9 protein-coding genes are annotated in these 12,450 nt (G+C 62.9%); 4 read left to right on the top strand and 5 right to left on the bottom strand.

Going from position 1 to position 12,450, the window contains the following annotated elements:
* Positions 1-1,121: 1,121 nt before the first annotated feature.
* Positions 1,122-2,027, bottom strand: coding sequence for a cation diffusion facilitator family transporter (locus tag AC3D25_RS25425; protein WP_488891252.1), 906 nt, complete (start codon positions 2,025-2,027; stop codon positions 1,122-1,124).
* A 57-nt stretch (positions 2,028-2,084) separates the two neighbouring features.
* A complete protein-coding gene (gene selD, locus AC3D25_RS25420) occupies positions 2,085-3,149 on the bottom strand; it encodes a selenide, water dikinase SelD (protein WP_488891251.1) in 1,065 nt (354 codons plus the stop codon).
* A 100-nt stretch (positions 3,150-3,249) separates the two neighbouring features.
* Between selD and AC3D25_RS25415 the strand changes: the two genes are divergently transcribed.
* A complete protein-coding gene (locus tag AC3D25_RS25415) occupies positions 3,250-4,776 on the top strand; it encodes a flavin-containing monooxygenase (protein ID WP_488891250.1) in 1,527 nt (508 codons plus the stop codon).
* On the opposite strand, the gene AC3D25_RS25410 is transcribed toward AC3D25_RS25415, so the two are convergent.
* Positions 4,736-5,284: a putative glycolipid-binding domain-containing protein gene (locus AC3D25_RS25410; RefSeq protein ID WP_488891249.1), complete on the bottom strand. Its 549-nt coding sequence runs from the start codon at positions 5,282-5,284 to the stop codon at positions 4,736-4,738. The two genes, AC3D25_RS25415 and AC3D25_RS25410, sit on opposite strands and share 41 nt — an antisense overlap.
* 99 nt (positions 5,285-5,383) lie before the next feature.
* On the opposite strand from AC3D25_RS25410, the gene AC3D25_RS25405 reads away from it, so the two are divergent.
* Positions 5,384-5,800 carry a BspC domain-containing protein gene (locus AC3D25_RS25405; RefSeq protein WP_488891248.1) on the top strand — a complete coding sequence of 139 codons (417 nt, stop codon included), beginning with the start codon at positions 5,384-5,386 and terminating at the stop codon, positions 5,798-5,800.
* A gap of 22 nt (positions 5,801-5,822) precedes the next feature.
* Here AC3D25_RS25405 and AC3D25_RS25400 read toward each other — a convergent pair whose 3' ends face one another.
* Positions 5,823-7,547, bottom strand: a complete 1,725-nt coding sequence (locus AC3D25_RS25400; RefSeq protein WP_488892152.1) for a ShlB/FhaC/HecB family hemolysin secretion/activation protein — start codon at positions 7,545-7,547, stop codon at positions 5,823-5,825.
* 77 nt (positions 7,548-7,624) lie between these two features.
* Complete coding sequence (locus AC3D25_RS25395; RefSeq protein ID WP_488891247.1) at positions 7,625-9,982, bottom strand: two-partner secretion domain-containing protein; 2,358 nt, start codon at positions 9,980-9,982, stop codon at positions 7,625-7,627.
* A gap of 842 nt (positions 9,983-10,824) precedes the next feature.
* Here AC3D25_RS25395 and AC3D25_RS25390 point away from each other — a divergent pair.
* Both AC3D25_RS25390 and tatA read left to right on the top strand, forming a co-directional pair.
* Positions 10,825-12,114: a glycosyl hydrolase gene (locus AC3D25_RS25390; RefSeq protein WP_488891246.1), complete on the top strand. Its 1,290-nt coding sequence runs from the start codon at positions 10,825-10,827 to the stop codon at positions 12,112-12,114.
* Between the two features lie 101 nt (positions 12,115-12,215).
* The gene (gene tatA / locus AC3D25_RS25385) at positions 12,216-12,392 is read left to right on the top strand and encodes a Sec-independent protein translocase subunit TatA (RefSeq protein ID WP_488891245.1); all 177 of its coding nucleotides are present in this window, start codon (positions 12,216-12,218) and stop codon (positions 12,390-12,392) included.
* Positions 12,393-12,450 lie beyond the last annotated feature (58 nt).

Raw genomic sequence — 12,450 nt, 5'->3', positions numbered from 1 at the left:
ACGGATTCAGGGACTCGATGGGCGACGAGGCGAGGGCGCGATGGAAGCCGTGGCCCGGCCCCCGGAACAGTTCGTGCTATCGGTGATGCGGCTGACCACAAGAACAACTCGATAAGACCACGATGAAAACGACTTACCACGCGGAACGCACTTTTACGAAAGATCGGAGCCGATTGACGGCAACGGCTCTCTGGGTAGCACTTCTTGCGCCCGCCCTTGCGCCCGTCCGGGGCATTGCTGCGCAGAATTTGAGCGCGCGGACGGCTCGTGAGGCTTCGGGGGCGTTTGTTCCGTCCGTTGGTGATGGTGCACCTATGCCCGAGAGTCCGGCGATGCAAATGCCCGAGAGCGCGCGCACGGAAGTGCCGTATACGCCCGCTACGCCTCGTCCGCATTATGAACGGCCACCGGCGCATTTGCCTTAAGCGTTGGGGTTGGGTTTTGCTGGCGCCCTTTGGTTTGTTTGAGTGCGGTTTGTGGGAACTCGTTCGGGGTTTGGTTTGCTGGCGCCCTCTGCTTTGGTTACTTGGGCGCTTTCTGTGAACTTGCATTCGTGTAGGTTTATTAGCACGCCGCTATGCGCGGCAGCAGTCACTTTCTTTGCTGCTGCAAAGAAAGTAACCAAAGAAAGCAGCTTGTCCGTCTAAGTGTCCACCACGAACCGTTTCTGGGAGTGGTGCGCAAGCTGACTCGGCCATCGCACCACACCACAGAGTGGAGCCGCTCATCCATCCCCGCAGGCACGAAGTGCCTGCCGGAACGGCATAACAGAACAAACCAAACCAAACCGACCGCCGGTTGTGGGATATGCCCGTCGTCCGAGCGCAGCGAGGATGGAACCGAAAGGCGCTGTGCCAATACCAATAACTGCGAGTTAGCCGAATCAGCCTGCGTGCCTATCCGCAAGGTTATTCGAGGTGGACACTTAGCCGGATAAGCTGCTTTCTTTGGTTACTTTCTTTGCAGCAGCAAAGAAAGTGACTGCTGCCGCGCATAGCGGCGTGCTAATAAACCGACACGAAAGCAAGTTTCCAAGAAGCGCATCAAAATCAAACGGCGTAAACAACCAACCCCAACCCCAACCCCAACCCCAAGCGCCAGCGCCAGCGCCAGCGAAAAATTTAACCGCGCCCCACATCGGGCTCAAAAAACACCCATCTAACCTGCGGAAACGCCTGCTGCAAACTCTCCTCGATCACGTTGATCGCATCGATCAACGCCCGTCCGCTTGCGTAATCGATCATCTCCGCCTGCACCGCGACCACCACGTGCTTGCCCCACTGCAACGTGATAAGGCTAATGATCCGCCGAATCTCCGGCCGGGCGCGCAAGTGTGCATCGATCGAGCGCCGCACTTCCGGACTCGCCGATTCCCCGACGATCATCGACTTAACCTCGCGCGCCACCAGATAAGCAATCACCATCAGCAACACGCCCACACCAATCGACCCGGCCGCGTCATAGACAGGATTGCCGGTAATCATGGTCAGCAGCACCGCGCAAAACGCAATGGCAAGGCCCGCGAGCGCCGCGATATCTTCGCCCGCGACCACGAGCAATTCCGATTCGCGCGTCTCGCGAAACCATCGCCACAACGTCTTGTTCGGCGTGCCACGGCGAATCTCGCGCATCGCGCCCGCAAGCGAAAATGCTTCGAGCACGACCGATACACCAAGGATCACGAGCGCCACGATGGGATTGCTGAGCGGCTCGTGATGCAGCACGCGATGCACGCCTTCGTACACCGAAAACGCGCCGCCGACAAAAAACAGCAACAACGCGACGATCAACGCATAAAAGTAAATCTCGCGTCCCGAACCGAGCGGATGCAGCGCATTCGCCGGCGCACGCGAGCGCTTGAGTCCGAACAGCAAAAGCAACTGGTTGCCGCAATCGGCGGTGGAATGGATCGCCTCGGCGAACATCGACCCGGAGCCCGTGTACGCGGCCGCGCCGAACTTGCAGACCGCGATGCCGAAGTTGGCGGCGAGCGCGTAGAAAATCGCCTTCGGTGATTCTTCGTTCATGTATTTACGTATAGACCTGCGGTTAGCCAGCGACCCGCGCACGAAGCGCGCGCAGGGTCAGTTCACTTCGACGCGGCACTCGCCATCGACCATCTCGCCGATCACCGCAGCATCCAGGAAACCGTCCGCGCGGAAGATCGCGAGCACGTCGTCCACCGCTTCCGGCGCGCAGGATACGAGCAGGCCGCCCGATGTCTGCGGGTCGGTGAGCAGGGTCCGTGCCACATCGTCGAGCGCCGCGGCAAGCACGATCTCGCGCCCGTACGCGCTCCAGTTGCGTCCCGACGCGCCGGTCGCGACGCCCGCCCGCGCGAACGCTTCGACGCCCGGCAGCCACGGCAACGACGCATAGCGGATGCGCGCAGTCAGGCCCGCGCCGCGGCTCAGTTCGAGCGTGTGGCCGAGCAGGCCGAAGCCGGTCACGTCCGTCAACGCATGCACGCCGTCGAGCGCGGCGAGATCCGCGCCGGGCCGGTTCAGCTTGGTCGTCGCGGCGATCATCGCGGCGTAACCGGCGGCATCGAGTCGATCTTTCTTGAGCGCCGCCGACAACACGCCGACGCCGAGCGGCTTGCCGAGCACGAGCACGTCGCCCGCGCGCGCCGCCGCATTCCGCTTTACGCGATCCGGATGCACGACGCCGATCGCCGCGAGCCCGTAGATCGGTTCGACGGAATCGATCGAGTGACCGCCCGCGAGCGGAATGCCCGCGTCGGCGCACACCGATTCGCCGCCTTTCAGGATCTGCGCGATCACCTCGTGCGGCAACACGTTGATCGGCATGCCGACGAGCGCAAGCGCGAGGATCGGCTTGCCGCCCATCGCGTAGACATCGGACAGCGCATTGGTCGCCGCGATACGGCCGAAATCGAACGGGTCGTCGACGATAGGCATGAAGAAATCGGTCGTCGCGACAATCGCCTGCTGATCGTTCAGTCGATAAACCGCCGCGTCGTCGGCGGTTTCGCTGCCGACCAGCAAGTCGGGAAAGAGCGGCATCGGCGTGGCGCGCTTGAGCAGATCGGCCAGCACACCCGGCGCGATCTTGCAGCCGCAGCCGCCTCCGTGCGAGAGGCTCGTCAGGCGCGGCGAGGCGGGAAGTTTCAACGTGGTATCGGTCATATCGGTGGCATCGTGCGAGGTTGCGATGACCGATATTATGGTGGTTGTCGGGATTGCATGGGTAAAGGCGCTCACCGCGCGGATAGTTTGAAATCGATACATGCTAAAAACGCCCTCGTTCGATTCCTCTGCCTCGCACGAAGAACACGCCGATATCGCGATCATCGGCGCGGGTTTCGCGGGCATTTGCATGGCGATCCGGCTGAAGCTCGCGGGCCTCGAAGATTTTTTCATCGCGGAAGCCGCCGCGTCGCTCGGTGGAACCTGGCGCGACAACGACTATCCCGGCTGCGCGTGCGATGTGCAGTCGCCGGTCTATTCGTTCTCGTTTGCGCCGAATCCTGGCTGGACGCGCATGTTCGCGCCGCAGCGCGAAATTCGCGCATATCTCGAATCGTGCGCGCAACGCTTCGGCATCGTGCCGCACGTGCGCTTTAACGAAGCGCTACAGCGCGCCACCTTCGACGAACCCACCGCGCGCTGGCGGCTCGACTTCGCGAACGGCCGACGCGTATCGGCGCGCGTGCTGGTGTCGGGCATGGGTGGATTGTCGCGTGCATCGACGCCCGCGCTCGACGGTCTCGATACCTTTCAGGGCCAGTGCTTTCACTCGCAACACTGGAATCACGCGTATGCGTTCGAAGGCACGCGCGTGGCGGTGATCGGAACGGGTGCGAGCGCGATTCAGTTCGTGCCGCAAATCGCGCCGCGCGTCGCGCATCTCGCGCTCTTTCAGCGCACGCCGCCGTGGATCATGCCGAGACCCGACCGGACAATTGGGCCGCGCGCGCGTGGACTTTTCGGCCGGCATCCGTTCGCGCAACGCATCCAGCGCACGATGATTTTCTGGATGCTCGAAACGCGCGCCATCGGTTTCGTCCTGCATCCGCCACTGATGAAAATCGTGCAGCAAATCGCGCTGAGGCATCTGAAAAGACAAGTCCGCGATCCAGCGCTGCGACGCGTCCTCACGCCCGATTACACGCTCGGCTGCAAGCGCATTCTGCTGTCGAACGACTACTATCCTGCGATTTCGCGGCAAAATGTGGAGATCGTCACGGCGCATATTGAACGCGTGGAAAGCAACGCCATCGTCACCGCCGACGGCGCGCGGCATGCAGTGGATTGCATCGTGTTCGGCACGGGCTTCCAGACCGCCGAGGCTTTTCCGCGCGGACTGATATTCGGGCGCGATGGCGTCGATATCGCGGATGCGTGGCGTGACGGCGCCCACGCGTATCTCGGTACGGTGACGGCGGGCTATCCGAACTTCTTCATGCTGTATGGCCCGAATACGGGTCTCGGGCACAACTCGATGGTATTCATGATCGAAGCGCAGGCCGACTACGTGCTGCGCGCGCTTACGCATATGCGTGAGCGCGGGATCGGCTCGATCGACGTGAAGCCGGAGATCGAAGCGCGCTATGACGCGGCGATTCAGCGCAAACTCGCGCACACGATCTGGGCGACGGGCGGATGTACCAGCTGGTACATCGACCCGCGCACGGGGCGCAACGCTACGTTATGGCCGGGCTTCGCGTGGCAATTCAAGCGTGCCGCGCGCGAGTTCCGCGAAAGCGATTACGTCACGCGTCTTGTCGCCGGAACAGCGTGGGATAGTCGATAACCAGGCCGTCTTCATCGACGGGCAGTTCCGCCGTGAAGTGCCGGAACAAGCCTTCGTATAGATAGCGCTTGTCCGGCTCGATGCAGGTGTACGCCTGATCGCCGGGTTCGACCGTCATGGCGGGCACCTTGATATACGCCACGCGAATCGCGCGGCGCTCGCCTTTTTTCAGCTTCAGGCGGCGTATCGGCAGCGTATTGGTGAACGGCGTAGCCGATATGTCGATGTCGATACAACCGCGCAACGCGTCGAGCGGCGCGCCGCTGCCGTCGGTCCAGTTGCCGCGCGTGTCGCTTCTTATCTCCAGCGTGCCGCCGCCCGCGCGCTTCATCACCGCGCGCGTGACGCGCCACGCCGGGTCGATTTCCACTCGATAGATCAGCCCGTAGCGGCCCTCGAAACGATCGCCCGCGAGCACGCTTTCGACGACATAGCCGGACGGACTGGAGTCGAATTCCAGATGTTCAAGGCCGCTGCCGTCTTCCGATATCCAGCGGACGGATCTCATCGCAAAGCCTCCGGATTTTCATGTTACCGAATGCATCAGAATAACGGTTCGCGCACGACGCGCGGTATACTTCGACGCCTCGCCGTCTTCGCTGCCGCCATGAAAATACTTTTCCCCCTCGTCGCCATGCTCGCCTCGACCTGCGTGTATCAGGCCGTTCACGCACAGGAAACCGCGGACGTATCGAAGGATTATGAATATCTCAGGCGCATGCATGTGCCGAGCGCGGTCATTCAGTGCGTCGCGGCCTTCGACCAATGGGTTCGTCTGACGCCCAAATACGACACCTTCATCGTGCCCGACCGGCGCGTTCTGAGCGCCAAGATCGAGAGCGATTCGACCATTTTCAGCGCGGGAAATCCGGTGCCAGTCGATCAGGTGATCGTGATGCGCGCCTTCGCCAAGACGCGTGGAAAGCCGCTATGGACCCGCGTCGACAGTCAATGCGGCGTGCGTGACGGACGCGTGGTCGGCGTATCGCTCACGCCGAACGTCAAGCCGAAAATCGTGCGCTGAGCAGCCGGCGTTCAGCGTCCGATCAGCTTCCGATCACCACATACACCATGCCCATCGGCGATTTCGAGCCGTTCGGCACCGGCGCGCGAAGCGGGAAACCATAGGTGCCGCGCACGTTGATATAGCGCGCCAACTGAAAGCGCAAACCCGCGCCGGTGCTGACGAGTGCGCCGTTGCTCGGCTCGGTCGGCTGGTCGATACGGTTCCACACGCGCCCCGCGTCGATGAACACGAACGGCTGCAACGCCGCGCCGCTATCGCCGATCACCCATGCCGGCGCGCGCAACTCCGTCTGCAAATTCCAGCCACGATCGCCCTGCACGACATACGGTTCGTAGCCGCGCACGCTGCCCTCGCCGCCGAGACCCAGTTCCTCGCTCGGCAAGAGCGTATTCGGCGTCCACTGGACCGTGCCGCGCGCCGAGAGCGAAACGCCCGCGCCGACCTGCAGGTCGCGTTGCCCCGACAGCTGCATATACATGTAGCGCGGCGTCGCGCCGTTGCGCGCGCTCGCGAACGCCGCTTCGTTGTTGTCGCCGTCGAGACGGCCCGGACTCAGCACGAGCGATGCGTTTGCGTGCGATGAGCCGAGCGCATCGGTCGCGTTCGCGTCGTAGTTCACGAGGAACTGATGAATGTGCGTGTTCGAGTTGAAGACCTGAAAGCCGCCGAATTCAAGGTCGTTGTTCGAACGCTTGAAGTCGTAGCCGAACTGAATTTGCTGCTGCCAGCTGCCGAGCGGCGCGATGCGCCAGTCGTAGCGGAAACTCATCTGCGCCGAGATGCCGGTCTGCCCGTAACTGTCCGGCAAACGCGGCGTGCTCTGCGCGTACACGCCGAACAATTCGACGCGGTCGTGCCACGGCAGCGGCGCGCTGTAATTGAGCGAATGCGCGAGAAAACGCGGACGGTCGGGGCGTCCTTCGATATCCGGATTGCCGCTGAATGCGTCGTTGCTGGCCGTGATCTGGTAGGCAATCTGCTGATCTAGGCCGAACAGGTTGCCGTAATCGATACCCGCGAAAAAGCGGTCGCGGCCGAGCTGCGTGACGCCTGCGTTATCGTAGCCGGCGCTCACACGCAGCGGCAGACGGTCGGCCGTTTGCAGCACGACGTCGGTCGTGTTCTCCGCTTCGCCCGGCGCGTAGATCACATCGACCGTGCGGTACGGATTGGCGTTGAGCAACGCAATGCCCGACGACACATCGCCTTCGTGGATCAACGCGCCCGGCGTGAGCGGCATCTCGCCGGTCAACAGCGCGTCCGAGAAATAGCGGTTGCCCTGCGCCCGAACCTGACCGAGCCGATAGCTCGCCACCGCGATCCTGACGACGCCCTCCGAAACATCCTGCTCCGGCGCGAATACATCCACGAGCGGCTGCCCGGCATCGCGATAACGCTGCACGACCGCGCGCCGGATCTGCGCAAGGCGGCCGAACGTCAACGGCTTGCCGATATCGGCGGCGAAGGTATCGAGGAAGGCGGCGTCGAGGAGCGGCAGGCCGGTCGCGGTAATGTCGGCGGTTGCGGCGCGCGTGGTTTGCGTGCCTTCCGGCGTGCCGCTCGCGCTGAACGCAAGCCCGTGCAGCGTTTCGACGGCGACTTGCGCCGAGTTGTCGGCGGGTGCGGGCGGCACCGGCGGCGCGGCGGGCCGCAGCGGCGCGGGCGGCGGCGCGGGCGTGACATCGCGATACGACTGCGCGGCGGCGTGCGTCGCGAGCAGGGACACAAACGCGGACGCAGCCATGAGAATGCCGAAGCGCACGCGTCCCGTGAAACGCGTGCGCCGGTCGAACAGGACGACGTATTGCCGAGGTCGCGCGCTCAATGCTCAAGTTGCCATTGCAGGACCGGATGCGTGCCGCCCGTGGGGATCGCCCATGTTCCGGTGGTCGGGGTGAAATCCCAGGTCGGGCCGAAGCTCGCGGCGGTGCTCATCTGCGCCGTCGTCAGGCCGTTCGCCGCCGGGATCGCGGTGCCTACGCCCACGCCCGTCGTCTGGCCGCTCGTCTCCTTGTCCCAGAACACGTTGCCCGCGATCGTGCCGCTGTTCGAGTTCGCGAGACCGGACTTGAGGCCCGGGCCGATGTCGGTGGTGATCGCCGCCGTTGAGAACGATTCCTGGATCGTGCCGGTGTTCTGATCGACCAGGCCGCCGCTATCGACCGCGCCGACGAAGCCCGTCGCATACGACTGCACGATGCGTCCTGCGTTCACGCCGACCAGTCCGCCCGCAGTGGAATGCTCGCCGCCCTGCACCGAGTTCGTGGCGTAGGACTGGATGATCGTGCCGTTGTTGTACGCCGCGAGGCCGCCCAGTTCGCCCTGCGCGCCGACGTTCGCGTTGCTCCACGAACGCGCGATCGTGCCGTCGTTTTGCGCGACGAGCCCGCCCGCGCCGACCGACGGCGTGGCTTGCGAATTCAGGTATCCGCCATCGGTATAGCTGTTCGTGATCAGCCCGCGATTCAGACCCGCGATAAGCCCGAGCGGCGAGAACATCGACGACGCCACCGAATTCGTCATGCCCAGATTGCGCACGACGCCGCTTTCGCCGATCACCGAAAAGAGCCCCGCCCAGACGCTCGCCGGACCGCCTTCGTAGATAAAGAGACTGTCGATGACGTGGCCCATGCCGTCGAACTCGCCGGTGAACGGCGTGTTCGCGGCCTGGCCGATCGGCACGAAACGCGTCGAGGCCTGCCCGCCGTCGATGTCGCGGCCGAGCGCATAGCTGCCTGTCAGATCGTTTGAAATCGCCGCGACGTCCGTCATGGAATTGACGAGTTGATACGCGGTCGCCTGCGTCTTGAGCCCGCTGAATGCAGCGGCGCTCCACGACGCGTTGGTCTTGATCGTGCCCGGCGCATAGCTGCCGTTCATGTCGTAGAGCGCGGCGATCACCCCGCGGCTCGCCGACCAGTCGAGCGTCCCCTGATTGACGACGCTGCCGCCGTTGTTCACCGCTTCGGCGTCGGCGCGCAAGGTCAGTCCCGCCGCGCCCGTGTTCGCGATCGTGGCTGCGGGCGCGACCGAGACCGAGTGGCTTGCGTTGAATACGAGCGCCGCGTTGCCGGTCCAGTTCAGGCTGGAAAGCACCTCGACGTCGCCGCTTGTATCGGTGCCGGCGAGACCGTGGCCGTTGGCGTTCACGGTGATCGACGTGCCGTTCGCGAGCGTGCGCTGAAGCACCTCCGCCGCGAGCGGGCCGATCGTGTAATGCGGCGTGGTGAGGTTCCACTGCGCCGCGTCGATCTGAACGTTGTCGAAGTGAAACGTCGCGGCGTTCATGTCGAGCGTGCCGCCGCTCGCGTCCGCGTTCACCGCCTGAATGTCGCCGTGCGCGTGTACCGTGCCCGTTTCCGCGACGAGCCATACGTGGCCGTCGCGCGTCGCCGTGCCGGTCGCGCGCAACGCGCTGTTGCGGCCGCCGAGCGCGAACACGTTGCCGTCGGCGGCGGCGAGGTCGATCTGCGCCGCGCTCACGGTGCCGCGATTGAACACCATGCCCGCGCTGCCCGTCTGCACGAACACCTGCGGCCCGCTCGTCGCATCGCGCAGCAGCACCTGGCTGCCGACCGCCATTTCGGCCGTGCCCTGCGGCGCGGCAATCGTGCCGTCATTCTCGACGAGATTGCGCGAGATCAGAAACACGTCGCCGCCGCTCGAACTGATGCTGCCGAGATTGACCACGACGCCGTCGCCGGTGCCGCTGAGGGTCATCGCGCCGCCGTTCATGAAGGCGTCGTTGCTGAGATCGAGCGACGAAGCGACGAAGCGCCCGCCGGTCGTCACAATGCCGCTCGCGCCGATCACCACGCCCTGCGGGTTGATCAGGTACACGCTGCCGGTGGCGTTGAGCGCGCCGTTGATGTCCGACCGTTCCAGCCCGGTCACGCGGTTCAGCGTCGCGCCCGTACCGTTGTTGATATTGACGGCGCGCCCGGCGTCGATGGAGAAACTGTCCCAGTTGATGACGCCGCGCGGCGTGGTCTGCACGATATTCAGCGCAGCGCCATTCGCGCCGATCGTGCCCTGCCCCGCGACGAACTGCCCGCCCTGAGGTACGGGACCGGCCGCGAGCACGCCCGACGCCCATAAACCGCTCGCGGAAAGAATCGCCGCCGCGCCGAGCGAAAGCCGCCACGGATGACGCAGCGGCCGAAATTGAAACGTGCGCAAGGCAGGCGAAAATCCCGATCGATTCTTCTTGTCAGCTTTATCACGAGAAACGCAAAAAGCAGTCGGACCGGCGGAAGCCGACCGCGGCCGTTGTGTCATGCGCTGCATTTTCACCTCCAAAGAGCGGGTCCTGATCTGATCGGGCACGAATCCGTCGAGTCATCCGCAAGCGCGGCCTGAAAGGGGGTCCGATTCAGCATAAGTTATTTGGAATTTTCTTCAAGCCCATATTGAAAGGCGCATTACGGCGCGTGCCAGCGCGCTTGGGACGCGTCCTATCAATTCTTCTTTTGCCTAAATGTGCAGTGGAATGGCGCGATTTGGCCGCGTTTTGGCGGCGACGTACTCGCTTTCCGCTTGCTTTCTTTAATAACCAAAAGTTGGGTTGCCGGCTACGGGTGTTTATCCGGCGAGCAAGAAACTGTGTCGGAATCCGTAACGGCGATTAACCGCAATCGGCACCTCGGGTTCGTAGTTGTCTTAGCCGAATTTAGGACATCTCTTATTTATCGACCAATGATTTTGTGGATTTACACTCAAATAGGCGAATTCGTTAGGATATTTCACCTTACGACACCGTTCCACCGAAGTCACAAATTCTCACAATTACGCTTTTCATCGGCGGAATTACTCCTCTGAGTGCGTCGGCGCGCATGCGCGTTTCCCGTTTTGACGTCCGCCGTCGCATTGGAAAATCGGTAGAAGTCGCCGTTTAAGCTGACTCATCCCCAGCCTAAACGTAAAGACTACTGATGACCTCCAAGAAAAGCGCGTCAACCAAGCAAAATCTTCTCGAAACTGCGTTCACATCGCTCCAGCTACCGCGTAGAAAGTTCCTGTCCGTGGCCGCAGCCACTGCCGGCACGCTTGCGCTCGCCGCTTGTGGCGGCGGCGGCAGTGACCCGGTGCCTGACACCACCGGTCCCGTGGAAGCAAAAGCGAACGGCCGACCCTCGGACGACGGCGCGACCATTCCGCCGCTCGCCTCCATCACCGATACGTCGGGTGCGGTCTGGACGGTTGTCGATGGCGTGATCTACAAGAATCAGGCGAAAGCTGCGAACACCCATAGCGTTACCTTGCTCGTATGGCTCGGCGGGAACATTTATCACCGCGGCACGAATAGCCAGTTTTATCGCTGGGACACGAGCGCCTGGACCAAATGCGCCGACCCGCGCCTCACGATCAAACCGAAGCCCAGCCAGAAGCTCTTCTACGGCATGAACGGCCACATGGCCTACAACAGCGGCATCTACAAGACGACGCCGGTTGCCACCCAACTCGCCTTGCTCAAAGACCTCGGCGCGACCACTTACCGCTGCGACGTGGCGAGCGGCGGCATGTCGCAAGTGCTCGCCGATGCCCTGCGCAACGAGTTCAAGGACAGCGGCGTCGTCATCATGCCGGTGCTCAATCCGCGCTCCGCTCACTGGGATCCGAACGGTTCGGAATCCGATGCTTACACGCTCGGCTACAAACTCGGCGTGGACTGCGCGACGGTGTTGAAGGGTCTCGTCACGCATATCGAATGCGGCAACGAACTGGATTCCGTCGGCATCAAGATTGCGGGCAACGGCAGCCTGATGTCGGACTGGAGCCCGGCGCTCTGGCCGTCGTATCGCGGCGTGCAGCGCGGCATGATCGACGGTGTGAAGGCGATCGATTCGAGCATTCAGTGCGGCATCAACATCGGCATTCCGCTCGCCTACGCCGCGTTGCAGATGCTTTGGAACGGCGTCACGCCGGATGGCACGGCGACCGGCAAGTCGGGCGCGGCGTCGCTGCGCTGGGACTTCACGTCGTGCCATTGGTACAAGAGTTACTACAACATTCAGGCAGCGGGTCCGAAGGCGAATATCGACGTGTTGCAGATCCTGAAGGACTCGTTCGGCAAGCCGATCTGGATCACGGAATTCGGCTGGTCGGGCGCGGCGGACACGCCGGATTCGGCGGCGACGTATTTGACCAAGGCGCTCACGCAATACACGTCGATCAAGGACAAGTACAACATCGAATCGATTCAGATGTACTGCATCATCGATAAAGCCTACGGCCTGATTCAGGCGGACGGCGTGACGAAGCTCCCCGCGTATGCGGCGTACAAAAAGTTCGTCGCCGAAAATCCGGTCTGAGCGAGTCGCCAACGCATGAAACCGCAACGGGCCGCGAGACGCGCGGCCCGCACATGAATCGCCGCGCGGCGCGCGGCGCATCGGAACAAAGGACGGAAAAAATGGGTGCAATCAGCATTGGACATTGGGTGATCGTTCTGCTCATCGTGGCGCTTATGTTCGGCACGAAGAAACTGCGCAGCCTCGGCGGCGATCTCGGCGGCGCGATCAAAGGCTTCAAGGAAGGTGTGAACGAAGACGCACCGGCCGTCAGGACGCGTGAACTCTCGACGGACTAAATCGCGTCCCTCAACCTCTCGACGGTTCGCCAGCGAACCGCGTCCACGCAAACCAGCT

The organism is Caballeronia sp. SL1002 (assembly GCF_057814995.1).
The sequence above is the reverse complement of the archived record's forward strand: the minus strand, read 5'-3'. Positions and strand labels throughout refer to the sequence as shown.